This window comes from Rubripirellula lacrimiformis (genome assembly GCF_007741535.1).
GTDB lineage: Bacteria > Planctomycetota > Planctomycetia > Pirellulales > Pirellulaceae > Rubripirellula > Rubripirellula lacrimiformis.
Map to the genome: position 1 here is coordinate 491,950 of NZ_CP036525.1, position 26,492 is coordinate 518,441.

Here is a 26,492-nt window from a genome sequence, read left to right on the forward strand (position 1 = left end):
TCTCGTATGGCGACCCACCTTGGCGATTTTTTCAACGCAACTTTCAAGCGTCTTTCGATACGCCGGCGTCGCTGCAGTTCTGATGCTTGCGGCACAGAACGGGTTAGCCGACACGCATCCCGAACCCATTGGGGCCATCGTCCGCGATCACTGTGTGCAGTGCCACGGGCAAAACGGGGAGGTCAACGGCGACGTTGACTTGTTGCCGTTCGTCGGATCCGTGTCCGAACTGGGGAATCAGTCATGGTTGCCTGATCTGATCCGGGTGGTGGAATCCGGCGAAATGCCACCACCGGATGAGTCGGTGATCGAGGCCGAAGATCGAGCCAAGTTGGCCGGCGCTCTGAAACAGTTGCTAAGCCAGGCGTCCGCTGAACGGGTGGGGCATGCGCCGGTGCGTCGGATGAATCGGTTCCAGTACGACAATGCTGTGCGAGATCTGTTTCAGTTGAACTGCGTGGTGTTTTCGTTGCCGGAACGGATGATGCGCGAACACAAAGGCTATTTCGATCCTGCGTCAGGGGTGATGCCTGACACCGTGATGGTCGGTAGCCGGCCGTTGGGGAAATCGCAAATGATCGAACCGCGTTTGCAGGGCGTCGCTCCGTTCCCGCAGGATCTTCGCGCCGAGCATGGTTTCGATAACCGCGGCGACCATCTGTCGCTATCGCCGCTGTTGATGGAAGCCTTTTTGACGCTCGGGCAATCGGTGACACAGAGCCCCGACTTTACAGCCAAGCGTGTTGGCATCTGGGCCGAATTTTTCGCCGATCCGAATTTGTCTGATGATGCCCAGCGGCGTGAAGTCGTCCGCCAACGTTTGGCTCCTTTTTTGACCAGTGCGTTTCGTCGGCCCTGCGATGATGCCATGTTGGATCGCTACGCAAAATTTGTCGATGCACAAATCAATGCGGGGCTGGGATTTACCGAAGCGATGAAGTCCGTTGCCGCCGCCACCATCGCCTCGCCCCGGTTTCTGTACATCTATGACGAAGCCAGCGACAAAGAGGGGCCGGAGCCGCTCGATGACTTTGAACTGGCTACGCGTTTGTCGTTCTTTCTTTGGGGCAGCCTGCCGGACGAAGAGCTCCTTCGCTTGGCTAGCCAGCACCGTTTGACTGAACCGGATGTATTGGTCGGGCAAGTGGACCGGATGTTGTCCGATAAGAAACTGAAGCGTTTCTGCGATAGCTTTCCTGCCCAGTGGTTGCAATTGGAACGAATCGTTTCGGCGAACCCAGACCCTGAACGTTTTCCGAAGTTCTACTATGCGAAGTATCGAAACAGCATGCACATGATGGTTGAACCGCTGTTGCTGTTCGAAACGGTGCTGATCGAAAACCTGCCGATTACCCAGTTCATTGATTCGGACTTTACGTACCGATCGATGCTATTGCGTGATGCCTATCGGGAAGACGTGTCGCCACAGGATCGCAAGCAGGGACGCGGTAACGACGTCATGGCGTTGACGTTCCGTCGATTGCCGGTGACCGATCGGCGTCAGGGAGGCGTGATCACCAACGCGGCCGTGATGACGATGACGTCGGGACCGCAGCGAACTCAGCCCATCACTCGCGGATCGTGGTTGTTGACCGTGATTTTCAACGAACCGCCCAAGCCGCCGCCTGCGGACGTCCCGCCCTTGTCGGAAGAACCTAAGGCGGACGAGGCACAAATGACTCTGCGGGAACGATTGGCGCTGCACCGCGAGCGGGCTGATTGCCGTGGTTGCCACGAAAAGATTGATCCGCTTGGCTTTGCGTTGGAAAACTATGACCCGATTGGGGTTTGGCGTGAAAAATATGAAAACGGCCGCGACGTTGATATGGCCGATACTTTGTTTCACGAGCATTCGTTCCAGAATGTGATCGAGTTTAAAGATGCATTGTTGGCCGAGAAAGACCGTTTCACGCAAGGGTTCACGCGTCACCTGTTATCGTTTGCACTGGCCAGAGAACTGGAATCGTCCGACGTCACCGCGGTCCAGGAAATTGCTGCTGCGGCTGCCGCGGATGACTACCGGATCGGGACGCTGATCCGAAACGTCGTTCTTAGCAAGCCGTTTCGAATGAAGATGAATCCATCTCACCACCAGGACAATCATGATCAACGCGAAAATTAGGTTGCAGTCGCGACGTCGGTTCCTGCGTGGTGTCGGCGGATCCGCTTTGGCGCTGCCGTGGTTAGAAGGTCTGGCTGTTGCCAGTCCAGTCCAGGCTGCTCCTCCGCTGCGGATGGCGCACTACTACGTCCCCATTGGCGTCGTTCGGCGTGCATTCTTTCCAGGTGAGGCCGGCGACGTGATCCCCAAGGGCAACCTGGGCAACGTGATGAAGTCGCTTGGCAAACAGGATCCCAAGTTCTTTGCAAAGCCGCTGGACGAATTGACGCCGACGATGGCACCGCTGGACGCGTTCAAAGATCGGGTCACGCTGGTCACAGGAATGGACCGTACGTTCCAACAAGGCACCGATGTGCATGCCCAGTGTGCCAGTTGTTACCTCAGCAGTGCCCCGCCGTTTGCCGTCAAAGGATCTGCCTGGCCGCTGGACCGGACGTTGGATCATATCGTTGCCGACCATGTCGGAACCCGAACGCCATTTCCGACGTTGGAATTCAGTTGCAACAGCCATCGCGATAACAAAGAATCGATCTACTTCGACAATATCTCTTGGTTCGGTACTGGGCACCTGGCGCCGTCGATCCGCGATCCTCGAAAAATGTACCGTCGTCTGTTCAGCACGACTGAGATTGACCAGTACCGAAACATCACGGATCTAGTGCTGGAAGACGCACGCGATCTGCGTCTGGATTTAGGGCACAGCGATCGTCAAAAGTTCACAGAGTACTTTGATTCGTTGCGGTCGATCGAGAAACAGTTGGATCGGCTGGAGACGATGAAGTCAGAACTCGCCAAAGTGGATTTCGAAGAACCCACCGAAGCACACATGCCGCGCGGGCAATACATTCGCGTGATGGGCGATTTGATGGTGGTCGCGCTGCAGACTGGGCTGACCAACGTCACGACATTCATGATCGGGCCTGAACGTTGGGACACGCCGTTCTTGTATGAAGACCTGTTCGACTCGCCCCGTAGCCATCATCAGATGTCCCACAACCAGACCAAGATGATTGACGACTTGGTCAAACTCGATCAGTTCCACATGCAGCAGTTCGCTTATCTGGTCCAAAAAATGGATGCCGTCCAGGAAGGCGAATCTGGCTCGCTGTTGGACAACACGATCTTTACTTACGGTTCGGGGTTAGGAGACGGATCGACGCATCAATACAACGATCTTCCGATCGTCGTCGCCGGCGGCGGGAAACGCGTTCGGTCGGGGCAACACATCAACATGCCCGAAGGCACTCCACTAGCAAACTTGTGGTTAACGCAAGCTCGATTGATGGGAGTCGATCTAGACCGATTCGCCGATAGTACCGACGAAATTTCCAGTCTCGTGGTCTGATCGTCGTTGACTATCCCCGCAATTCACCATAGGAGCCGTGATGGGCTTTGTTTCGAACCGTTTGTTGCTGTCCACTTTGATCCTGGTCTACGCGGTCGCCTGCATGCCCTTGGCGTCGGGGACTGCCAGTGAATCGCAATCGCTTGCCCTGTTGGTGGAAACGATTGACTCCAACCTCGGTGACCCTGCGGTGTGCAGTGCGCTGATGCGAGGGATGTTGAGCGGTTTGGAAGGTCGGCGAAATGTCATGCCGCCACCTGGATGGCGTGAAACCAGTGCCCGATTGACCGACAATCCCAACGCCGAAGTGCGTGAATTGTCGAGTCAGCTTTCCCGCGTGTTCGGGGATGCGGAAGCAACCGCACGTGCGTTGGCCTTGTTGACGGACGCAACCGCGGACATCGGCCAACGAAGATCGGCGTTGCGATCATTGCTGACACAGCAAAACGATCGTGTGCCCGAGTTGTTAGATTCGTTGCTAGATGATCCTGCATTCACGCTGGATGCTATCCGCGGGTATTCCATGGTTGCGAAAGATTCGGCGCCGTCCATCCTGTTGGGCAAGTATCCGCGACTGTCTTCGGCCCTGCGTCGTGCCGTGGTTGAAACGCTTGCCACGCGCAAGGAGTACGCCCAGTCGTTGTTGGTCGCGATGCGGCAGGGGATCGTTCAACGCAGCGAAGTGCCGCCACACATTGCACGTTCGCTTGCCGATCTTCTTGGCGATCCATTCATCGAAATCTACGGTGACGTGCGGGCGGTGGCGGTGGATCGGGAACGTTTGATTGCCAAGTACAAGGCGATGATCACACCCGATGCGATCCAAAAGGCGGATGCTTCACGAGGGCGTGTTGTGTTTCAAAAGACCTGCGCCGCGTGTCATTTGTTGTATGGCGAAGGCGGCAAGGTGGGCCCCGATTTGACCGGTTCGAACCGTGCCAATTTGGACTACATCCTGCTGAACAGTGTCGACCCCAGCTATGACGTCCCGGACGCTTACAAAATGGTTCAGATTCTGACCGTCGGTGGCCGGTTGATCAACGGAGTGCTAGCCGAAGAGGACGCGATTCGCGTGGTGCTGAAAACGGCCGAACAGCCTCGCGTGGTGATCGCAAAAGAAGACATCGACACTCGCCGTGTATCGCCTCAATCGATGATGCCGGATGGTCAGTTGGATCAAATGAAATCGGAACAGGTGATCGACCTGATCAAGTATCTGCAAACGACTCAGCAAGTGGAACTCGCAAAATGACCAATCGTTTTCATCGGCCAGTGTTGTTTGCTTCGGTTCCCTTGGTGTTGGCGATCGGTTTCGCGGCGCCCGCGACCGAACCACACAACACGCTTCCGAAACAACAGCACAGGACAAGTGAAGCGCCGTTTCTGACGCCCGACCAGGCTGTTGCCAAGATGGCGATTCCCGACGGATTTGATGTGTCGGTGTTCGCATCGGAACCCGATATCGCCGAGCCGATCGCGTTCTGTTTTGACGATCGTGGCCGGATGTGGATTGCCGAAAATTTTAACTATCAAACGCGGCGTCAACACACCGACGATCCGGTTAGCCGGATCCAGATCCTAGAGGATACCGATGGTGATGGTGTTTTCGACACCAAGAAGACGTTCTCCGACAAACTGACATTCACCTCGGGGTTGGCTTGCGGGTTTGGCGGCGTGTTTGTCGGGTCGCCACCCAACCTAAGCTTCATCCCCGATGCGGATGGCGACGACATTCCCGATGGGCCACCCCAGCCGCTGTTGGATGGATGGGGGATCAATGACCGACACGAAACGCTGAATAGTTTTATCTGGGGGCCCGATGGCTGGCTGTACGGCTGCCATGGCGTGTTCACGCAATCACGGGTTGGGCATATCGGTGATGACGATGCGGATCGCCAGTTCATCGACGGAGGAATTTGGCGGTACCATCCGACCCGAAAAACGTTCGAAATCTTTGCTCGCGGACTTTCAAATCCGTGGGGATTCGATTTCAACAACCAGGGGCAGGCTTTTGCGACCTGCTGTGTGATCCCTCACTTGTTTCATGTCGTTCAGGGGGGCGTCTATCACAAGCAGAGTTTGCCTCATGTGAATCCACACATCTATGACGACATCCAAACGATCCGCGATCACACTCACTTGTCGGCCCATGGTGGCGCACGATTCTATCTGGCGGATGCCTTTCCGTCGCAGTATCGCGACCGGTTGTTCATGTGCAATATTCACGAGCACGCCGTGTTGACCGATGTGATGGTGCCCCGTGGATCCAGCTTTATCGGCAAACACGGTGACGACTTTATGCCTGCGAATGATTTGGCATGGGTAGGGTTCAGTGTCGAGGTCGGCCCCGAAGGCGGAGTCTATATCCTGGATTGGCATGACACCGACGTCTGTGGCAACGCGATCAATTTTCCCAACAGCGGGCGGGTCTATCGCATCATGCCAAAGGATGCGCCGATGACGCCGCCGCCCAATCTGTCAGCGATGTCAGATTCGCAGTTGGTCGACTTGCAGATGCATTCCAACGATTGGTACGTCCGACACGCTAGGACGTTGTTGCAGTCGCGAAACGCGTCAGGGAAACTCGATCGGCCATTGGTTCACGCCATGCTGAATGATCTTTTCGAATCGGCGACCGATTCGGCAAAGCGGCTTCGAATGATGTGGGCGTTGCACGTCACCGACGGGATCGATCAAGCTGCGCTCGCGTCGCTGTTGAAGGATCAGGATCCGTACGTGCGGGCATGGGCGATTCAGTTTCTTTGCGATCAGAGTGAGGTCAATGCATTCCAGGATATCGATTCGGCCCAGCAGTCGGGCCTGACCACGGAAATTCTGGACGCGTTTGTGCGGTTGGCACACGATGATCCATCCCCGGTGGTGCGACTGTACTTGGCATCGGCGGTTCAGCGTTTGCCTTTTGGTGATCGATGGTCCATCTTGGCCGGGCTAGCTTCGCATGCTGAAGACGTCGACGACAATAACTTGCCTCGGATGATCTGGTTCGCACTGGAACCGATGGTGCAGGACAATCCCCGCCGATCTCTTCAGCTGGCAGTGGAGGGCAAATTGCCAAGGTTGCCCGAGTTTGTTGCCCGCCGATTGCTGTCCGGTTCGGCCGCTGCCGTTGACCAGCCTGACAAGCCAAAGCCCAGTGCCCATTGGCAGCAGTGGATTGGCAAGGTTGCCCCTGGCTTTACCGTTCGCAATGTCGGCGAAGGCGGTGTGGTGCATCACAGTGTGTTCCGAAATTCGGTTGCGGTACAGACACACCCGCTGGATCGAAAAACACCGTGCAGTCTCACTCGCCAGATCGACGTGCCCGCCAACAAGTCGACCAAGCTGCAGATGAAGGTCAGCCATCACCCGCACGGTGATTGGCAATTGCGAGTTTTGGCAGCAGGCAAGGTCGTTGCGGATCAGGTCATTGGTGCGAAATCAGTTGGCGCGGACCAGTGGCAAACCGTCACCGTCGACCTAAGCCAGTTTGCGGGACGCAAGGTCCGGCTGGAGATCCAGAACAGTGCCAATGATTGGCACAACGAATGGGCATACTGGAGCCAGGTTTCCGTGGTCAGCGAATGAACGCCACATGTCCCCACCTTCTGGCACCTCGTTAGCTCCCTCTCCCCCGGTTTCATCCAAGTTCGACTTGGATGGGACTGGGGGGCTGACGCTTGGTGTGGGCGCTTGCCGGATCCGCGTCGCTCCGCTCCTTGATCCGGCCTACATCGGCTCCGCACACTGGTCCCTTTTTTAGCCCCCTCTCCCCCGGTTTCATCCAAGTTCGACTTGGATGGGATTGGGGGAGAGGGTTGGGGTGAGGGGCAACGCCGTTAAGGAAATTTTTCATGCTGCATTTGAGAGGTCCAGTGCAGCTTTGGCAAGCTTCTGTTGCTCTGCGGTGGCGAGTTCAATTGTGGGTGGGCCGGTCCGGGGTTCCTCTTTTCGGCGTGGGTAGTTGCGACTTTTCTTTTTACTTGCGCGGTCGTATGTATCCGTCAACGCACCGGCCAAGAGACTCCGAAGCGATTCGCCCCGCGCGGGTATCTCGTTGGGGCAGTGCAGGATGTTTTGCAATATTCGTAACACCATCGCGACGCTCGTTTGAGCCGCCGGTTCGATCCGATCGATTTGTTCGCGAAGCGCCAGTAACTGCGCCATCCAAAGACCGACAAGCGACCAGGTTAACTCGTGCTCGACGACATCCGGCGTTCGCCCGAGCAGTTTCGAACGACCGTAAGTTTGCTTTAAGGATCGGAATTGCACTTCGATTCCCCAGCGTTTTCGATAAATTTCCCCAGCACGCGAATCACTTAACTTGCGTAAGTTCAATTCGTTGGTGACGAGATAGACTTCGCCACGTCCGTCGTGAAAGCGAAGTAGCCGAAGGACCAACGGCGGCTGCTTGCGTTGCTGTTTTTCTTTCGGCCAGCAGTACACGATGCCATCACGTTCGCGAACCCGTCCAAGTTGCTTCAGGAAGCGACAATTGCTTCCGACACGCGTCAGGAAGTGATGGCCGTGGCTGTCGATCGCGTTCCAAAAGTCGTAGCCGACGAAACCAGCATCACCGCAGATGAGCGTGTTTTTCGGTAGGTCTAAAGCATTCAGCATTTCCAACAGATGGGCTCGTTCGCTGGAATAACTCGGTCCGATTTTCCATGCCCATGGCAATCGCTGTCCGACATGCCACAGTAGCGTGAGCCAGACTTGAGGACCGACGGGCTGCGGATTGTAGTTCTTCTTTTTGCTCACCGGTTTTCGTTTGTTGGCGTGTCGACCACGCTTGTTCTTCTTCTTGTTCTTCTTCGATCCCCTTTTGTTCTTTGGCTTGCAGAACCGCTTCTCGTTGGCCAGGGTTCGGCAAGCATCCAAGCGGGAACCGTCGACGGCCAACACCAACCAAATCCCAATGCGAAAACTTGCTTGATCTGTCTTCTCCATCAAATGATGCATTCGTTGGACCAGTGGCGGAAGGATTTGCTCGGTGTACTTCTGCAGTGCAGTGATCAGCGTCTGATACGAATGAATCCCGGTCGTACCGAATAAGCTCTCGACACTTTTGATCGCGTCTTTGGTGGATTCGACGAGCAATGATTGACTACTCCAAACCCATAGAATTGCGACCTGCATCAAGTGAGTCGGCACCCAATTGGCATTGCCGTGAACACGAACCTTTGCGAATAATTGGTCGTTGGCGATCCAGCGAATCGCTTTGGCCAGCTGTTCACCTTGAGTCATTGATTGCTTCTGTTTCGAAGCAGCATCCTTGCCACTGTTACTCATAGCCAGGCTCCTTTTCTTTCGACGATGTAGTCGAGGATTTTGGGGGGAGCCTGGCTTATTTCATTTATGGCCCTCCAAAAGCTATCCTGGTTACCTAATTCACTCGAAAAATTTCCTTAACGGCGTTGGGTGAGGGGGGCTGACGCTTGGTGTGGGCGCTTGCCGGATCCGCGTCGCTGCGCTCCTTGATCCGGCCTACATCGGCTCCGCACACTGGTCCCTTTTTTAGCCCCCTCTCCCCCGGTTTCATCCAAGTTCGACTTGGATGGGACTGGGGGAGAGGGTTGGGGTGAGGGGCAACGCCGTTAAGGAAATTTTTCATGCTGCATTTGAGAGGTCCAGTGTAGCTTTGGCAAGCTTCTGTTGCTCTGCGGTGGCGAGTTCAATTGTGGGTGGGCCGGTCCGGGGTTCCTCTTTTCGGCGTGGGTAGTTGCGACTTTTCTTTTTACTTGCGCGGTCGTATGTATCCGTCAACGCACCGGCCAAGAGACTCCGAAGCGATTCGCCCCGCGCGGGTATCTCGTTGGGGCAGTGCAGGATGTTTTGCAATATTCGTAACACCATCGCGACGCTCGTTTGAGCCGCCGGTTCGATCCGATCGATTTGTTCGCGAAGCGCAAGTAACTGCGCCATCCAAAGACCGACAAGCGACCAGGTTAACTCGTGCTCGACGACATCCGGCGTTCGCCCGAGCAGTTTCGAACGACCGTAAGTTTGCTTTAAGGATCGGAATTGCACTTCGATTCCCCAGCGTTTTCGATAAATTTCCCCAGCACGCGAATCACTTAACTTGCGTAAGTTCAATTCGTTGGTGACGAGATAGACTTCGCCACGTCCGTCGTGAAAGCGAAGTAGCCGAAGGACCAACGGCGGCTGCTTGCGTTGCTGTTTTTCTTTCGGCCAGCAGTACACGATGCCATCACGTTCGCGAACCCGTCCAAGTTGCTTCAGGAAGCGACAATTGCTTCCGACACGCGTCAGGAAGTGATGGCCGTGGCTGTCGATCGCGTTCCAAAAGTCGTAGCCGACGAAACCAGCATCACCGCAGATGAGCGTGTTTTTCGGTAGGTCTAAAGCATTCAGCATTTCCAACAGATGGGCTCGTTCGCTGGAATAACTCGGTCCGATTTTCCATGCCCATGGCAATCGCTGTCCGACATGCCACAGTAGCGTGAGCCAGACTTGCGGACCGACGGGCTGCGGATTGTAGTTCTTCTTTTTGCTCACCGGTTTTCGTTTGTTGGCGTGTCGACCACGCTTGTTCTTCTTGTTCTTCTTGTTCTTCTTCGATCCCCTTTTGTTCTTTGGCTTGCAGAACCGCTTCTCGTTGGCCAGGGTTCGGCAAGCATCCAAGCGGGAACCGTCGACGGCCAACACCAACCAAATCCCGATGCGAAAACTTGCTTGATCTGTCTTCTCCATCAAATGATGCATTCGTTGGACCAGTGGCGGAAGGATTTGCTCGGTGTACTTCTGCAGTGCAGTGATCAGCGTCTGATACGAATGAATCCCGGTCGTACCGAATAAGCTCTCGACACTTTTGATCGCGTCTTTGGTGGATTCGACGAGCAATGATTGACTACTCCAAACCCATAGAATTGCGACCTGCATCAAGTGAGTCGGCACCCAATTGGCATTGCCGTGAACACGAACCTTTGCGAATAATTGGTCGTTGGCGATCCAGCGAATCGCTTTGGCCAGCTGTTCACCTTGAGTCATTGATTGCTTCTGTTTCGAAGCAGCATCCTTGCCACTGTTACTCATAGCCAGGCTCCTTTTCTTTCGACGATGTAGTCGAGGATTTTGGGGGGAGCCTGGCTTATTTCATTTATGGCCCTCCAAAAGCTATCCTGGTTACCTAATTCACTCGAAAAATTTCCTTAACGGCGTTGGGTGAGGGGGGCTGACGCTTGGTGTGGGCGCTTGCCGGATCCGCGTCGCTGCGCTCCTTGATCCGGCCTACATCGGCTCCGCACACTGGTCCCTTTTTTAGCCCCCTCTCCCCCGGTTTCATCCAAGTTCGACTTGGATGGGATTGGGGGGAGAGGGTTGGGTGAGGGGGGCTGACGCTTGGTGTGGGCGCTTGCCGGATCCGCGTCGCTGCGCTCCTTGATCCGGCCTACATCGGCTCCGCACACTGGTCCCTTTTTTAGCCCCCTCTCCCCCGGTTTCATCCAAGTTCGACTTGGATGGGATTGGGGGGAGAGGGGTTGGGGTGAGGGGGCGTAATGCAGTGTGCGTGCTCTATTTCTCGATCAGATCGATCGCTTTTTGATACGAGTCCTTCGATCGGTCGCTATCAGTTTCGTCACGTAGGCGCTTTAGCGTTGGCAACGCTTCCTTTGCGTCTGGCCCGACCTTGCCAATCAGAAACGCGGCATAGAACCGACGTCGACGGTCATCGGATTCCAGTCCCTTGACTAGCACGGGGACCGCGTCGGGGCCCGCGTCATCGATCGCTCGTAAGGCACCGCGAGCCGCGTCCTGGTCGACGTCGTCGGACAGCATTTCGAATAGCACTGGAACGGCAGCTTTCGCGTCCGATCCAATTTCGCCTAACGCAACCGCGGCGTCGCGGCGGACCGTCCATTCGGAGTCCGAAAGGGCATCGATCAAACGGGGGACGGATTGACTGGCATCGGATTCGATTTTGGCCAGACACCCCAACGCTGCGATTCGGATAGCAACTTGATCATGCTTTAGCAGTGGTGCTACCGCGGGAACACTTTCATGTGCGTCGGGGCCGATCAGTCGAAGAGAAGACAACGCGGCGATCAATACCTCTTCGTCACTTTGGGACAGCTGTTTGGCAAGCGACTGGACCGCCTGGGGTGAGCGAGCTTCGATTTGTCCTAGTGCCAACGCCGCGGCCGATCGAACGCTTGAATCGGTGTCGTCCATCAGCGCGATCATCGATTGCGCCGAACTGTTTGCGGCGACGCCTAGATTGCCTAGCGTGGATGCCGCCCCACGCCGAACTGCTGCGTCGGAATCAGCCAACGCAACAATCAGTTCAGGAATCGCTTGCTGTGCGTCTTTGCCGAGTGATCGCAGCCCATCGGTCGCGTTTTCGCGTACCAACGATTCGGAATCCTGGAGCGATTGCTTTAGCAGTTCGACCACCCATGCAAGGTCTGAATCGACCTTGGCGATCGATAGAATCGCAGCGGAACGTACCGTTGCGGCCGAATCATCGACTAGCAATCGAAGCTTCGGAATCATTTCAGGATCAAGGTCATGGCATTGCCCCAGTGCAGTGACTGCCGCGGCGCGAAGATCGGCGGCGGTATCTGTCAAACACGCCACCAGGGGATCGACGGCGGAATCTGGAATCGGTGTCATTTGAGCAATCGCACGTGCAGCGGCAATTCGCGTGTCCCTGGAATCATTCTCCAGTGCGTCGATCAGGGGGGCGGTCGCGCCGGGGCCGATCGCAGCAAGCGTTACGGCAAAGCGATCGCTCGTCACGCCCGCCCCGGTCGATGCTCGCAGCAGGGCAGGAACGGCAGGCGGGCCGATTCGGCTGATCGCGTGCGAGATTTCCGAGGCATCGCCGGTGTGCTGCTGCAACGCAGCGATCAAGGCGTCCGTTGCCGGTTGTGCACGCGCGCCCATGGACGCCAGCGCAAAGGCAGCATGGTTTCGTTCATCCTGTTGCTCGCTGGCAAGAGATTGGATCAGAGTTGGGATCACCTGTTCGGATTTCGATCCCATCTTTCGCAGTGTGATCGCGGCCGCACCACGAACGTTGGAATCATCATCCAAGGCCGCGGATGTGACCAAATCGATCAGGCGGTCATCGGGCAAATCCGACTTCGCCAATGCGACGACGGCAGCGGCGCGAACCGCTGGATCGGAATCGGATGTCAACTGGACCAGTCGATCACGAGCGGCGGGGGCAATCTGGTCTGTTTGGGACAGTCCTGTTGCGGCGATTGCCCGAACCACTGGATCATCGCTGTCCAGGGCCACAATCAGGGCGCTGTTCGTGTCTGGAACCAGCTGGGACAACGAAGTGACAGCTTGCAGGCGGACATCATCGTTGTCGTCGGAAATCGCGGCCACCAGGACCGGCATCAGCTGCTGGCCGCTGCCCGACATCCAACCCATGGATTCCAACGCGGTCACGCGGTGTTGGGACGATTCGTGATCAGCCGCTTCGATCAGTGCTGGGATCGCGGCGGTACCGATTCGTGACAGTGCCCAGGCCGCGCGATAGCGTTTCTGGTCCGAACGGTCGCCGAACGATTGGACCAGCGCTGGGATCGCTGGTTCCGCGTCGGGCCCAATCCGAGCAACCGCCATCGCTGACTGCATCCACACCTGATCGTCGCGATCGCCCAGGCCGATGACTAACGCGTCGATCGCTGGCAACGCATCGAAACCCATGCGGGCAAGCGCATAGGCCGCGTCTCGGCGCGTATCAAGTTCGACATCTGCCAAGTCTTTGGCAAGTTGGCCGACGTCGGTTGCGGATTCGTCTGCTTGCGATAGCGATGCGAGCGTGCATAGCAACAACGCGGACAACAATCGCGGAAGTCTAGTCGCGGTCAAATCGTCAACTCCGATACGCGGCCCGTGCTGTCACCGACAAAATCGACCGGCGTGCCAAAACGATCTAGCATCGACATGAACAGATTGCACATCGGGGTTTCGCGCGCGACATGGATGTGTCGTCCCGAGTCGATCTGGCCACCGGCGCGTCCGGCCAACAGAACTGGCAGGTCTTCGTTGTTGTGTCGGTTTCCGTCGCTGATCGCACTTCCGTAACAGATCATGGAATTGTCCAAAAGATTCCCTTCACCGTCGGGCGTCGACTTCAATTTCTGCAGAAAGTAAGCCAATTGAGCGACGTGGAATCGGTTGATCTCGCGAATCTTGGCGTGCTTTTCAGCTTCGCCGCGATGGTGCGATAGGTCGTGGTGTCCTTCGGCGATGTTGATGTGCCGATAGCTGCGATTGCTGCCGGCGTCGGCCAGCATGCAGGTCGCGATTCGAGTGCGATCGGTTTGGAACGCCATCACCATCATGTCGCACATCAACCGGATGTGTTCGCCGTAGTCACTCGGGGTGCCTTTGGGGATGGGGTAGTCGACATCGACCGATAGCTTCGGTTCATCGTCGCTGCGCTGGATCCGTCGTTCGACTTCGCGGACTCCACTTAGATACTCTTCCAATTTGTGCTTGTCGTTGCCGCCAAGTTTCGATTGCAGGCTGCGAGCGTCATCCGAAATGAAGTCCAGTACGCTCTTCTTCAGTTCGTCACGCCGTTTGGCGTTGGCGTCGTTTTTCGGTGCGGTGCCGTCGCCAAAGAGCCGTTCGAACACCAATCGTGGATTCGTTTCCTTGGCGACCGGCATGGAATCCGATGACCAGCTAACGTTCGACGAATAGGCACAGCTGTATCCGCTGTCGCAGTTGCCCGCGCTGCGTCCTGCTTCGCACCCGAGTTCCAGTGATGCAAATCGCGTGGCTTGGCCGGCTGCTTGGGCGGCCACTTGGTCGACGGAGACGCCCGAGCGGATGTTTTCGCCGGACGTTTTGCGAGGTTGGGCTCCGGTCAAAAACACCGATGCACTGCGGGCATGGTCGCCCGCCCCGTCACCGTTGGCGCGTCCTTTGTCGTGGGTCAGTCCGCTGATCACCATCAAGTCGTCTTGAACCGGGGCCAAGGGGCCAAGAATATGTGGCAAATCGAATCCCACACCCTGTTGCTTGGGCGTCCAGTCGGGCAGGTGCACGCCGTTGGGGACGAATATGAACGCCATTCGCTGTGGCGGACCCAAGGTTGGCGACGCAGCGACAGCCTTGGGGGCGATCGATTCCAACATCGGCAGGGCCAACGAAACGCCCAGCCCGCGTAGGATCGTGCGGCGTGATAGCCGGCTTTGATGAATGCTCATTCGTCCCTCTTTGTTTCCCGCAGAGTGAATGGATCGCTGGTGACGATCGCTGTCACCAATGAAGAGAATCGGTATTCGTTTTCGTGCAGCTCGCTAAGACATTCTTTGACAGTGCATCGATCATAAGATCCAAGCCCGCGTCCAAGTGCATAGGTCAGCATCTTTTCGGCCAAGCACTGACAGAACCTGTCTTTCTTTTCCGACACTAAAATCTGCATCAGGTCCGATGCGCCGTTGAACTTGCGTCCGCCTGGCAATTCGCCAGACGCATCGACGGTGAACTTCCCATCGGTATCACGCCAGGCTCCGATCGCATCAAAATTCTCCAGCCCGAATCCGAGCGCATCCATGGTCCGGTGGCAGGCCGCGCAAGATTCGTTCGAACGATGCTGTTCCATCTGTTCACGCAGCGATCCAAGCGTCTCGTTGCCCTCTTCTAATTCGGGCACGTCCGGCGGCGGCGGTGGTGGCGGTTCGGCAAGAAAGTTGTCCAGAATCCACTTGCCGCGTTTGACCGGCGAAGTGCGGGTCGGGTTGGACGTCAGCATCAGGATGCTGGCGTGCGTCAGCACCCCACGCCGTCCTTCGGCCAAGGGGACCTTTCGGAAATCGTCGCCAATCACTTCGGGGATGCCATAGTGCCGGGCCAATCGTTGGTTCACATAAGTGAAGTCCGCATCCAGAAACTCCAGCACGCTGCGGTCTTCGCGAATCATTTCTGCAAAAAACATCTCCGTTTCGCGTCGCATGGCGGATCGAAGTTCGCCATCAAAGTCGGGGAACTTGGTCGGGTCAGGCATCAAACGCGAAACATCGCGTAATTGGAGCCATTGGCCAGCAAAGTTGTCGACGATCGCAGCTGACTTCGGATCCGCTAGCATCCGCCGTGCTTCGGACCGAAGCACTTCGGGCCGAGTCAATTCACCGGAGGCGGCAAGTTCAAAAAGCCGGTCATCCGGCATGCTGCTCCACAGAAAATACGACAGTCGGGATGCCAGTTGGTATCCGGTCAGCGGTTGAATGCCATCTTCGCTTCCCGGCGGTGCCTCTTCGACACGGAACAAAAAGTGTGGGCTGGACAGGATCGCCGTGATCACGGTTTTGAATATGTCGGCTTCGCTGGCGTCTCGTTGCCAAGCAAACCGCATGATCCCGAACAGCCGTTCCTGTTCGTCGCCGGATAGTGGTCGACGAAAGGCACGCTGGGCGAACTCGTCGACGTTCAGGCGTGCCGTTTCGATCCGATCGTCTTCGGACTGAGACTTGTGTGGGAAAATCCTCTGACGCGCATCCTGGTCGTCGTAGACGCGGTCGGCGATGACCGTTGCTGCGGCTAAGTACTTTTCTAACAGGATAGGTGGGATCGTCAGGACGTCGCCGATGTTATCGAACCCGTTGCCGACGTCGTCGGATGGAAAGTCGTCGGATAGTCCCAGGTCCAGCCCAACCAGATCTCGCACCGTGTTGTTGTATTCGGCGCGATTGAGCCGTTGGATCGTGACCCGGCCGGGATGACGTTCGGCGCTGCAGTCAAATTTGGCCAATTCGGCATCGATGGCTGCGGAAACAGCAACCAATTCGTCCGATGTCGGCTGTGTCTCGTCGGCGGGCGGCATTTGATGAGCATTGATCAAACGCAGCACCTTCTCCCACCGCTCGTAGTCTTTCTGGACGTTGGCGGATTCAGAATAGTGGTCCAGGACAATGCCGCCCTCGGCATCGTCACTGCCATGGCAGGCGACGCAGTGGGTGGTCAAAAACGGGACAACGTTCTTCGCAAAATCCGTCTCTGCCGCAAAAAGCGGATTCGCCACCATCAGGATGGCGCAAAATGCCCACCCCGCTGGTGCCCAGAAAGCGAATCGGAGGCCGCGATTGCCGATGTTAGAAATCGTCATGTGCTTCTTGAAAGGAATGATCGGACCACTACGCCGAATCTATTTTAACCCCATTTCAAGTGACAAGTTCTGCTTTGACACGGCGCATTGTCCGCAGCCATTTTTGGATCGCAGTTTGGCTTGGGCGTCTTCGGTAGATGTCAAAGACCGGCTGCGTGCTTCAGTTCGGTCAACCGCCCAGGCCGATCGTTGACTTCGATCAAGAAACGGACCAAATCCAGGAACTGGTCGCGATCGGTCAGCTGGTTGACCAACCCGGCCGGCATCGCGGATGTGGCCGCTGGTTTCATCGCTTCGATGTCATCTTGAGGGATTTTGATCAGCTTTCCTCCCGCCGGCTCGCGAAGAATGTACTGGTCATCATCTTCGCTGACAAAGAACCCCGTCAACGCAACGCCGTCGGCGGTCAGCACCATCATCTGTGCGAACTCTTTTCGAATCGATTTGGATGGATCCAGAATCGAATCGACGATGAATTCATCGTTGACGTTGTCGCGTTTGGATGCCAGATCGGGCCCCAAACGGTCACCGCTGATCGGGTCATGGCATTTAGCGCATGACAACGATTGGTTGTAGAACCATTTGGCACCACGCACGGCGTCGCCTTTCTGCTTCGCTTCGCCCGCCAACGCACTTGCGGTTTCGGTCGACAGTTGTTGGCTCAGGGCCACGGGCAGCGGATCACGAAGCGACACGCCTTTGATCGCCAGTTCATGAATCGACCAGTACTTGTTGCTGGACGTCCCGGTTTGATCGATGCGAATGTGTTGAATGGGGGCGGCGCTGTCGATCTCGATTTCAAGCATGGGGGCGTCGCCGGTTCCTTTGGCGACCGGTTCGCTCCAAGTCTTGCCGTCACTGGATACCGACACCGTGTAACCACGCGGGTAATCGTCATTCGACTTGGTCGAATCCAATGTCAACGACATCAACCGAATGGGTTCGGGTAGTTCGATCGCAAACCACATTCCAGGTTTCTGGGTCGTGCCGGTATCCCAACGACTTTTCGGGTTCCCGTCGACTGCTGCGGCGGCGTTGCCGACGTTGTGGCTAGTGGTCAGTTTCCAGTTCGATGAATCCGCCAATGGTGGCGGATCAAAGTATTTCAACTCATTCAAAGTCCACGGGCCGACGCGGTCAGAGGATTGGTCTCGGATGCGAGCAATATCTTCGCTTTCGATCAATGATCCTTGGTTTCCCCATTCATTGCGGATGTAGTTGGCGACGTCACTGATCCACGGGTCCGTATTGGCGCCCATCGGCAACATCAGCCCCGCCGTGTAGGACTTGTCATCGATTGGCCCCATCAATCCGTGCAACAGAACTCGCGCCAATCGTTCTTTGTGACCGATCACACGCGGCGACCCGACCAGGGACGGTGCGACCATCAATCCAGAGTGGTCTGGCGACGCGATGCCTTTCCCGTCGGCGCCATGGCAGGTGACGCAAAGCGTCTTGTAGATCGACTTTCCACGGACGACGGAATCGGCCAGGATCTTGTTGCGTCGTCGAAGCTGTGCCAACTTTTCTTGCTCGGCACGCATCGCTTCGATTCGCGCCTTCATCTGATCGGCGATTCCCGTGATCGCTTCGTTATCACCATGTTGCGAAAGAATCTGGGCGGTGATCGTTTCGGATTCTGGATGGCCAATGCGGGTGATCGATAACAGGGTTTGGATCCACACCTCGGGACTTTCGTCCGTAACGGCCTGTCGGATGATCGCGTCAAGAGAGCGGTCCGACTGCATCAGTGGTTCGGCGATTCGAATGACTGCGGATCGCACGCGATCATCGGGATCGGCAAAGCAATCTCGCAACAATGCTGGATTCACCGCGTCCAACCCTTCCAGCGTCCACAAGGCATGCAGTCGACCCAGCGGGTTATCGCCCGACCGAGCCAGCTGTTCCAACTGGGGAACGACCGTTTGGTCGGCGTGCAGGACGATCAGTTTCTGTGCTTCGCTACGCCACCATCCGTTGGGATGGGAAAGGTGAGTCACCAGTTCGGTTGGTGTTTCGTCCAGCATGCGAGGTTGCGGACCACGCTGAGTGGTTTCGTGATCAATGCGGAATATGCGTCCGCGTCCGATGTTTTTGTCGAGTTCGTATTCTTGGACCACGCCACGTAGATACGATCCTTCGCGGACCCAATTTCCTTCTTGGATGATTCCGCGATACATGTCGACCAGATAGAGGCAACCGTCCGGGCCGGTCGCGCTGTTGACTGGCCGAAAGTTCGGGTCGGTCGCCGCGATGAATTCGGTTTGATCGTATGCATTGGATACGACAATGCGTCCATCGTCATTGGTGACTTTGGCGCGGCGTACCAGACGACCGACTGGTTCAGGAATGATCAGGTCGCCGTTGAAATCCGTAGGCATCGCGTTGCCACGGTAGATCGACTGTCCACAGCAGCCCGAAAACCGGTTCAACGAGTTGTCTTCTCGCACACGTGCCCGTCCGCCTTGCACATCAGGAACGTTGTCGATCGGGAAGCACTCGCGAAAGTTGTCCGCCTGTTCACCCGGCAGCGACAGTTCGCCGTAGATGATCGGACGCTGGAAATCCATTGCAGGGTTTTCGCCGCCGGCGGTCGAATAGAAGATTCGTCCGACATCATCGTGCGTCAGTCCCCATTGCCCGCTGCCATGTGGCAACGGTTCACGAACCACCTGATTGCCGGTGAAGCGATATCGATGCCTGGAATAGGTCGTGTAAAGCCAGTTATCCAGATTCCAAATCAACCCGCTGGGCTGGTGTTCCAGGTTGCCGCCTCGGGGGCCCCCTTCATGCCACATCTCGATCTTGTCGGCCACGCCGTCACCATCGGTATCTTGATAGCTCTTCAAGTCGAACGTGTTGGTTTCGCGAATGATGACACGATCCAGCAACGGCAGCACCATCCGTGGCAGGACCAAGTTGTCCGCAAACACGGTGTGAGTTTCGTAGACGCCATCGCCGTCGCGATCTTCGTGACGAGACACTCGGCTGGTTGGCTTCAACTGGTCATGACCGTCAATGTCCTGCATGTACGTCAGCATTTCGACGACGTACATCCGGCCGTTTCCATCCCATGCGATCGCTGACGGTTCGCTGATGTCGGGTTCGGTCAGTACCGGCACGACCGTATAGCCAGCAGCCACCTTCATCGTGGCAATGGAATCCGCTGGCGAAAGGGGTGGTGCAACGGAGCTGACTTCTTGCCCCATGGCCAAGAGAGCACTCAGGGGTGACAGCAAAAGGCTCAAGGAAAAGAGCAAGCGGAAATGGTGACTCATGCGATGACTGATGATTCGACTAATAGGAAAAGGCAACCTGAAAGGCGTATCTTAATCGCATGTCCCAAAAAAATGGACGGTGTTTCGGCAAGAGAGGGGGGCAGGGGCAGTTCGGGATTCCTGGCGTCCCCGGGGCTGCCGAATGACGCACAGGGAGCGGCGTCTGCTTCGGTAGCGGCGTTATGGGCTTCGGCGGTCAGCCTTTGCAGTAGGGAATTCTGGCAAATCCCACTACGAAGGCTTTGTGCATCGGGGCGACATTCCACGTTGATTCAAACGCCGAATCACGCGGTGCACGTCGCCGCTATTCGGTGCTGGGACCCAAGTGAATCAGTTTCTTGTTGACGAATTCCAAGATTCCCAGGTGTGAAAGTTCACGCCCGTAGCCTGAGTTTTTGATGCCACCAAAGGGCAGTTCGGCTTGCGAATTGGTCGGCTGATTGATGAATATCATGCCCGTCTCGATCCGCTCGGCAATTCGCCGGCCGCGTTCGATGTCCTTCGTATAAACGCTGCCACCAAGGCCATACGATGAATCGTTCGCCAACTTGACGGCTTCTTCCTCGTCTTTGACCACATAGACGGTCGCGACCGGCCCAAACAGTTCTTGATCGTAGGTCGGCATGTCCGACGTCACGTCCGTCAGGATGGTTGGATTGAAATAGGCGCCCTCGCGATCTGGCCGATCGCCGCCCAGGACAACCGTCGCTCCCGCATCGATGGTGGACTGAACCTGCTGTTGCAAATTCTCCGCCGCATCTTCGGTCGACAACGGGGATAGGGTCGTGTCCTCGTCCATCGGATCACCCATCACCAAATCCGACATCGCATCTTTGAACTGTTGCAGAAAGTTCTCGGCAATCGACTCCACAACAATGAAACGCTTCGCGGCGACGCAGGACTGTCCCGCGTTGACCATTCGACCTTTCACGGCCAATGGAATCGTCTTTGTCAGGTCGGCATCATCAAGCACGATGAATGGATCATTGCCACCGAGTTCCAGGACCGAACGTTTCAAGTTCTTGCCAGCCAGGGCGGCAACCGCCGCACCCGCACGTTCACTGCCGGTCAACGAAACCCCTTGGACCCGGTGGTCCGAGACGATCGCTTCGACGAACTCACTTGGAATGAACAGGTTGGTGTAGACGCCGTTTGGCAAACTACACGTGTCGAACAGATCGGCAATGGCCTCGGCACACTGCGGCACATTGCTGGCGTGTTTTACCATCACCGAATTGCCCGCCATGATGTTGGGCGCGGCAAACCGAGTGACTTGATAGAACGGGAAATTCCACGGCATCACGCCCATCAATACGCCAATGGGTTCGAACCGGATGTAGGCATCCGCGTCGATGTCTTGGATCGGCTGGTTAGCCAAAAAGGCCTCCGCTCCCTCGGCGTAGAACTCGGCGATCTCGGCACAGTAAATGATCTCTTGACGGCTTTCGGAGATTCGCTTGCCCATGTCCTCGGTGATCAATCGTGCGAACTCGTCGCAGCGGTCACGCAATTGGGTGGCAAACTCCAACAGCACACGTTTCCGTTCGTCGAAACTTGTTGTTCGCCAATGCTTGTAGGCTTCATCTGCCTTTTCAACCGCGTCCATCGTCTCGTCCTTTGTCAGCGGCGAGTACGTTCGAATCGTTTCGTTGCTGGCGGGGTTGATACTAGTGATGGTCATTGTCTTGTCCTTTGTAAACGTCGCTTGTTAACACCACCTTGCCGCGATCGACGCCGTCTTCGACACGGCGATGGGCACTGGCGACTTCACGCATCGGATAACGACTATCGATGGTGACTTTTAGGATCCCCTCTTCGTAAAGGCGGATCAGCTCTTTCAGGTCACTGGATTTAGGCTTCGCCAGCATGACGGTTCCCGACTTTGATAGCGGCCACGTCAACACGGTCATGATCATCCCTTTCAGGTCCGGTTCCGTCGACACGTACCGGCTGTCCTTGGTCATCACGTCGCGAGCTTCAAGGTAACTGGCTTTTCCCGCAGCATCGAAGATGACATCCCACCGCTCTGTCGAATCGGTGAAGTCCGTTCTCTCGTAGTCGTAGAAGTGATCCGCACCAAGTGCCATGCAAAATTCTCGATTGTCGCTACTGGCGACTGCATCGACATGACATCCGGCTGCCTTTGCGATCTGAACCGCGAACATGCCGACACCACCGCTGGCCCCGTTCACCAGCACTCGGTCACCGGGCGACATGTTTCCATGGTCTCGCAGTGACTGCAGCGCAGTCGTGCCGGCCAGTGGCATCGCCGCAGCGACGTCCGCTGGTAACGATGCCGGAAGTTTGGCGGTCGCATCGACTCCGCACACCGCGTACTCGGCGCACGCACCACCACGCGCTGAATCTAGGAACGCCATCACGCGGTCGCCAACTTCGAAAGGTGAATCCGCATCACAGTCAGCGATCACCCCCGCAACGTCGTAGCCCGGTATGCGAGGAAACCCGCCGGGCAGAAGCCCCTTCATCTGGCCGCTACGCAGTCGATAGTCGATCGGATTGACACTGGATGCCCAGACCTCGATCAATACTTGGCCTGGCCGCCGATCCGGGAAATCTACCTCGGCTAGGTGCAGTACGCTGGCATCACCATAGTCATCGTAGACCATGGCTTTCATCGTTGACGAATGATGGCGCGTACTCGACTTCGCGGTCGATGATGGAATCATTCTTTCTTTCCGTTCTAGCGATCATGGATAGGTTTCCAACCTTTTACCACATTGGCAAATCGCAACCTTCGCGATGTATGCCTTTGGTGGTCGTAGTCGTCGGCAACCTAGACCGCTGGACCGCGTCGACCCAGGACAAGACCGATCACGAACAGCACAAGGAACACGACGAACAGGATCTTTGCGATCGAAGCCGCGGTACCGGCGACGACGCCGAACCCAAGGACGCCAGCGATCAATGCGATAATCAAAAATGTCATAGCCCAGCCCAACATGGCAATTCTCCGGAAAGTGAACAAAAGGGAAGGGGGATCGGTGTGATCGCCCACGGTCAACACAACTCAGCCGCAGCGTGATTGCCCTGGCCAAATCGATGAAAATCTTCATTGCGATTGCCGTGCCAATCCCCACGCAAATTCAGCTAGCGGCTCCATCGGCCCGGAATTCGGGCGTCTGGACGCGATTTGATGAAGGGGTTGGTTCCCATTCGCGCATCATGGGTGCTGGGCGGTCAGAATCTTGATCCGATTCGTCGTTGCGTCGATGTGGGCGCATCGGCACGGTGATTGCTCGGAGGTTCGCGTTATCCAAACCTCTATTCACCCCCGGAGACTGACCATGCGATTCTGCATTGCCACACTTGCTGCATTGACACTTACTCTTCCCGTCGACTTTGCGTCTGCGGATGAAGGCGAACACAAAAACGCCCAGCAACGGCTTCAAGGCCGTTGGGAGATTGTCGGTGGCACCAACCAAGGACGCGAACTGTCTGAGGCCGAAGTCAGCGGTACTTACGTCACGATCACCACCAATTCGATCGTCACCTACGACCGCAGCAACCAGGCTCGCTATCAGGCAGTGTTCACAGTCGACGAAGACAAAGACCCGATGCACATCACGATGCGGACGGTCGCAGAGAATGCCCCGACGCGGCCGAAGGCGGGGGACCCACTTGAATCCGATGAAGTCACAACGGCCGCTGGGATCTTTAAGTTCGATGGGCAGTCAAAGTGGGTGCTGTGCTACGCGCTGCCGGGTGCGGATCGGCCAACGAAGTTCCAGTCACCGGACGGCAGCCGAACGATGTTGTTCTTGTTGGAAAAGAAACAAGGCGATCCAATCCCCGTGCTGGACGCTGAAAAACGCTAATCCAGATTCGCGGGTCCGGCGCTGTTGACGCGGTCCGGTCCCGTGCTTGGCACGGCGATTGCAAAGGCTCGGTGCGACGATCCCAATCACCGCGAGCCACTTCGATGATGCAGCCTTCCTTGATAGCCACCGGCGGTGTGCTCGATTCCATCGGGCACACGCCACTGATTCAACTGGATCGGTTCCTCCGCAACGAATCGGTCGAACTGTTGGTAAAGCTTGAATCCGCCAACCCGGGTGGCAGCGCCAAAGATCGCCCAGCAAAACAGATGCTGGAATCTGCACTGGAGCGTGGCGATGTGCATGGCGGTTCCACCATCATCGAATCATCGTCTGGGAATATGGGGATCGGTCTTGCGCAGGCTTGCCGGTACCACGGATTGAAATTTGTCTGTGTGGTGGATCCGCGAGCACAGCGTCAGAACTTGGCGATCATCGAGGCGCTGGGTGGAACGATCGACTTGGTCGAACAGCCACTTCACGGTGACTTTTTGGCTGCCCGCATCGCCCGGGTCCGCCACTTGCTGGATCAGACGCCGCACAGCTATTGGCCCAATCAGTACGCGAACCCGAACAATCCGCTGGCCCACTTCGAGGGCACGATACGCGAGATCGACGAAGCTTTGCACGGCGAGTGGGACGTTTTGTTTGTGGCAACCAGCAGCACCGGCACAGCGCAAGGGTGTCGCGACTATCTGCGAAGCCGTGGACGAAACGTGCAGGTTGTCGCAGTCGATTCAGTTGGCAGCGTGCTGTTCGGCGGGACATCCGGGCCTCGTATGATTCCCGGGTTAGGTGCGGGGAAAGAGCCTCGCTTGGCCGTCGGTCAGTCTTTCGATCATGTCATGCGAGTGACCGACCTGGACTGCGTTGTCGGTTGCCGTCGCGCCGCCCACAGGGAAGCATTATTGGTTGGCGGGTCTGCGGGTGGCGTGTTGATCAGCGTGGATCGAATGGCTAACGACCTTTCGGGGAAACGCTGCGTCGCGATTTTGCACGACTCGGGAACGCGGTACTTAGAGACTGTTTTCAATGACCGCTGGGTCGAAAATTCGCTTGATTGCAACCCAGCGACACTGGCACAATTGGTAGACGGTAGCCCGATGGTTCTTGAGACAGAGGTGTCTGTATGAAAGTTCTTGAAAAGAGTCCGATTGCAAATGTTCCGGTGGCACCGGAGAGTGACCACGCGGTTCTGCGAGTGGCGATCATCGGTTGTGGACCGCGTGGGCTGCAGTGCCTGGAATCGATTTCACGCCGGCTGACCAGTGGCCAATTGCAGCGACTGTGTGTGACGGTCTTCGAACCTTCGGGTGTCCCAGGCGCCGGCAATGTTTATGATCCATCCCAGCCACGCATTTTGCGGATGAACTTCGCAACGCAATACATCGATTTTTGGAAGTCTTCACGCGATTCGCAAACTTCACGATCGCGGTCTCTGATTGGTTGGCTGTCCACGCACCATCCGCAATTTGCCAGTTCCGATAGTTTCGTCCCCCGCGCGATCGTCGGTGAATATCTGCGGACTTGCTTTGCCGAAGTTGCCAACCGCTTTGAAGGTGCCCATCATTTCGAGGTGCAGCGATCGTGCGTCAGCGAGATCCGCCACGATGGGACTCAATTCGTTGTGGACACGGATGTCGATTCATATTGCTTCGATGAAGTTGTTGTCACCACCGGTCACGAAGGGCTTCGTGGTTCCGCGGCCGCACGTGCTACCACCATCGACATTCCAGCGTTGCCCGCCGCATCCAATTTGTCCGTCCCGCGTATCCCATCTGGCAGTCGCGTGCTGGTTCGCGGTTTTGGTCTGACTGCGATCGACGCTGTCCTGTCGTTAACCGAAGGACGCGGGGGGGAGTTCATCGACGATGGTTTTCTGCCAAGCTATATCCATGGATCGGATGAACCGGCGTGCATTGATTTGCGATCCCGATCGGGGCGACCGATGCTGTCGAAGCCTTCGGCGAAAATGGAACCGATTTCGGATTCGTTTTGGACCCCCTTTCGTGATCGCTTGTCCTCGCAGGCAAGCCAGCACGGCAAACTGAACTTCCAGCGTCAAATTTGGCCGGTAATCGTTGATGCTGCGGCCAGTCTATTGGATCAGAGTGGAACACCATCGACCGCTCGTGACGTTTGCGGTTGGTACCGTGGTTGGTCGTGTTACAAGATGGATGCAAAGACCGCACGTCACGCGATGCTGCAATCGTATTCGGTGGCGATGGGGAAACGACCGATCGATACACCGTTCGCACTGGGCGATGCATGGCGACGGCTCTATCCGGAAATGGTTCAACTGATCAGCCATGGTGGTTTGGAACGCAGCAGTCGGCGATCCTTCGCCTGCGTCGCAAGGGAGATGGAACGAATTGCTTTCGGTCCGCCCGCAGAAAACATCGGACGTTTGCTGACCCTGATGCGAGAACGCGTGGTCACGATCGGGAATCAGACCACGGACGTGTCCCGCTACGATGCGATTATCAACGCGGTGATTGCCGGGCCCCACGAGTTTTCGAAAAACGGGCCTCTGCAGAAGTTGGTCGAAGCGGGGTTGGTGCAAGTCGATCCGACTTGCGGGGGAGTGATGGTCGATTCGAGCGGCTTTGCTGCCGGTGGCGCTCCTGGATTGGCGGTCTTCGGCCGCGCGACCGAGGGGTGGGTGGTCGGCAATGATACGTTGACCAGAACATTGCACGACCATATCGAAAATTGGGCAGATTGCATGGTGGCTTCGATCAAACGATTGGGCTGAATCGATGCAGGCTTCGACAGAGTACGCGAGTCGGCCGAATCCGACGTCCACGGCGACCAATCACCT

General features: G+C 56.6%; 16 protein-coding genes. 7 read left to right on the forward strand and 9 right to left on the reverse strand.

What is annotated here, in order from left to right; genetic code table 11:
* The first annotated feature begins 19 nt into the window (after window positions 1-19).
* The 4 genes from K227x_RS01740 to K227x_RS01755 are packed head-to-tail and all read left to right on the forward strand — an operon-like array spanning window position 20 to window position 7,052.
* Window positions 20-2,122, forward strand: coding sequence for a DUF1592 domain-containing protein (locus K227x_RS01740; RefSeq protein WP_246146440.1), 2,103 nt, complete (start codon window positions 20-22; stop codon window positions 2,120-2,122).
* Window positions 2,103-3,467 carry a DUF1552 domain-containing protein gene (locus K227x_RS01745; RefSeq protein ID WP_145167790.1) on the forward strand — a complete coding sequence of 455 codons (1,365 nt, stop codon included), beginning with the start codon at window positions 2,103-2,105 and terminating at the stop codon, window positions 3,465-3,467. The genes K227x_RS01740 and K227x_RS01745 overlap by 20 nt, the downstream gene beginning before the upstream one ends.
* 40 nt (window positions 3,468-3,507) lie before the next feature.
* Window positions 3,508-4,719, forward strand: coding sequence for a c-type cytochrome (locus tag K227x_RS01750; RefSeq protein ID WP_145167791.1), 1,212 nt, complete (start codon window positions 3,508-3,510; stop codon window positions 4,717-4,719).
* Entirely contained in the window at window positions 4,716-7,052 is a 2,337-nt protein-coding gene (locus tag K227x_RS01755; RefSeq protein WP_145167792.1) for a PVC-type heme-binding CxxCH protein, read from the forward strand. The genes K227x_RS01750 and K227x_RS01755 overlap by 4 nt, the downstream gene beginning before the upstream one ends.
* A 264-nt stretch (window positions 7,053-7,316) precedes the next feature.
* Here the strand turns inward: K227x_RS01755 and K227x_RS01760 are convergent, their stop codons facing one another.
* The 9 genes from K227x_RS01760 to K227x_RS01800 form a co-directional block, all read right to left on the reverse strand.
* The gene (locus tag K227x_RS01760) at window positions 7,317-8,756 is read right to left on the reverse strand and encodes an IS4 family transposase (protein ID WP_145167793.1); all 1,440 of its coding nucleotides are present in this window, start codon (window positions 8,754-8,756) and stop codon (window positions 7,317-7,319) included.
* A gap of 318 nt (window positions 8,757-9,074) precedes the next feature.
* On the reverse strand, window positions 9,075-10,520 hold the full coding sequence (locus K227x_RS01765; RefSeq protein WP_145167794.1) for an IS4 family transposase: 1,446 nt from the start codon (window positions 10,518-10,520) through the stop codon (window positions 9,075-9,077).
* Between the two features lie 480 nt (window positions 10,521-11,000).
* Window positions 11,001-13,310: a HEAT repeat domain-containing protein gene (locus K227x_RS01770; protein ID WP_145167795.1), complete on the reverse strand. Its 2,310-nt coding sequence runs from the start codon at window positions 13,308-13,310 to the stop codon at window positions 11,001-11,003.
* Entirely contained in the window at window positions 13,307-14,659 is a 1,353-nt protein-coding gene (locus K227x_RS01775; RefSeq protein WP_145167796.1) for a DUF1552 domain-containing protein, read from the reverse strand. Before K227x_RS01775 ends, K227x_RS01770 begins: the two co-directional genes overlap by 4 nt.
* Window positions 14,656-16,557: a DUF1592 domain-containing protein gene (locus tag K227x_RS01780; protein WP_145167797.1), complete on the reverse strand. Its 1,902-nt coding sequence runs from the start codon at window positions 16,555-16,557 to the stop codon at window positions 14,656-14,658. The genes K227x_RS01775 and K227x_RS01780 overlap by 4 nt, the downstream gene beginning before the upstream one ends.
* Before the next feature lie 140 nt (window positions 16,558-16,697).
* Window positions 16,698-19,805, reverse strand: coding sequence for a DUF7133 domain-containing protein (locus tag K227x_RS01785; RefSeq protein ID WP_246146441.1), 3,108 nt, complete (start codon window positions 19,803-19,805; stop codon window positions 16,698-16,700).
* Window positions 19,806-20,139: 334 nt separating this feature from the next.
* The gene (locus tag K227x_RS01790; protein WP_145167799.1) at window positions 20,140-21,516 is read right to left on the reverse strand and encodes an NAD-dependent succinate-semialdehyde dehydrogenase; all 1,377 of its coding nucleotides are present in this window, start codon (window positions 21,514-21,516) and stop codon (window positions 20,140-20,142) included.
* On the reverse strand, window positions 21,503-22,471 hold the full coding sequence (locus tag K227x_RS01795) for an NAD(P)-dependent alcohol dehydrogenase (RefSeq protein ID WP_145177092.1): 969 nt from the start codon (window positions 22,469-22,471) through the stop codon (window positions 21,503-21,505). Before K227x_RS01795 ends, K227x_RS01790 begins: the two co-directional genes overlap by 14 nt.
* 158 nt (window positions 22,472-22,629) lie before the next feature.
* Window positions 22,630-22,797 (reverse strand): DUF1328 domain-containing protein, encoded by a 168-nt coding sequence (locus tag K227x_RS01800; protein WP_145167800.1) that lies wholly within the window; start codon window positions 22,795-22,797, stop codon window positions 22,630-22,632.
* A gap of 343 nt (window positions 22,798-23,140) precedes the next feature.
* On the opposite strand from K227x_RS01800, the gene K227x_RS01805 reads away from it, so the two are divergent.
* The 3 genes from K227x_RS01805 to K227x_RS01815 all read left to right on the forward strand — a co-directional run bounded on the left by K227x_RS01805 (window position 23,141) and on the right by K227x_RS01815 (window position 26,426).
* On the forward strand, window positions 23,141-23,671 hold the full coding sequence (locus tag K227x_RS01805; RefSeq protein WP_218933699.1) for a TIGR03067 domain-containing protein: 531 nt from the start codon (window positions 23,141-23,143) through the stop codon (window positions 23,669-23,671).
* Window positions 23,672-23,775: 104 nt separating this feature from the next.
* The gene (sbnA, locus tag K227x_RS01810; protein ID WP_145167802.1) at window positions 23,776-24,804 is read left to right on the forward strand and encodes a 2,3-diaminopropionate biosynthesis protein SbnA; all 1,029 of its coding nucleotides are present in this window, start codon (window positions 23,776-23,778) and stop codon (window positions 24,802-24,804) included.
* Window positions 24,801-26,426 (forward strand): FAD/NAD(P)-binding protein, encoded by a 1,626-nt coding sequence (locus K227x_RS01815; RefSeq protein WP_145167803.1) that lies wholly within the window; start codon window positions 24,801-24,803, stop codon window positions 26,424-26,426. The genes sbnA and K227x_RS01815 overlap by 4 nt, the downstream gene beginning before the upstream one ends.
* Window positions 26,427-26,492: the final 66 nt, after the last annotated feature.

Coding starts and splice junctions, on each gene's coding strand:
- K227x_RS01805 (WP_218933699.1), top strand. CDS start 23,141: ATGCGATTCTGCATTGCCACACTTGCTGCATTGACACTTACTCTTCCC.
- K227x_RS01780 (WP_145167797.1), bottom strand. CDS start 16,557: ATGACGATTTCTAACATCGGCAATCGCGGCCTCCGATTCGCTTTCTGG.
- K227x_RS01795 (WP_145177092.1), bottom strand. CDS start 22,471: ATGAAAGCCATGGTCTACGATGACTATGGTGATGCCAGCGTACTGCAC.
- K227x_RS01760 (WP_145167793.1), bottom strand. CDS start 8,756: ATGAGTAACAGTGGCAAGGATGCTGCTTCGAAACAGAAGCAATCAATG.
- K227x_RS01775 (WP_145167796.1), bottom strand. CDS start 14,659: ATGAGCATTCATCAAAGCCGGCTATCACGCCGCACGATCCTACGCGGG.
- K227x_RS01750 (WP_145167791.1), top strand. CDS start 3,508: ATGGGCTTTGTTTCGAACCGTTTGTTGCTGTCCACTTTGATCCTGGTC.
- K227x_RS01765 (WP_145167794.1), bottom strand. CDS start 10,520: ATGAGTAACAGTGGCAAGGATGCTGCTTCGAAACAGAAGCAATCAATG.
- sbnA (WP_145167802.1), top strand. CDS start 23,776: ATGATGCAGCCTTCCTTGATAGCCACCGGCGGTGTGCTCGATTCCATC.
- K227x_RS01755 (WP_145167792.1), top strand. CDS start 4,716: ATGACCAATCGTTTTCATCGGCCAGTGTTGTTTGCTTCGGTTCCCTTG.
- K227x_RS01800 (WP_145167800.1), bottom strand. CDS start 22,797: ATGTTGGGCTGGGCTATGACATTTTTGATTATCGCATTGATCGCTGGC.
- K227x_RS01745 (WP_145167790.1), top strand. CDS start 2,103: ATGATCAACGCGAAAATTAGGTTGCAGTCGCGACGTCGGTTCCTGCGT.
- K227x_RS01815 (WP_145167803.1), top strand. CDS start 24,801: ATGAAAGTTCTTGAAAAGAGTCCGATTGCAAATGTTCCGGTGGCACCG.
- K227x_RS01790 (WP_145167799.1), bottom strand. CDS start 21,516: ATGACCATCACTAGTATCAACCCCGCCAGCAACGAAACGATTCGAACG.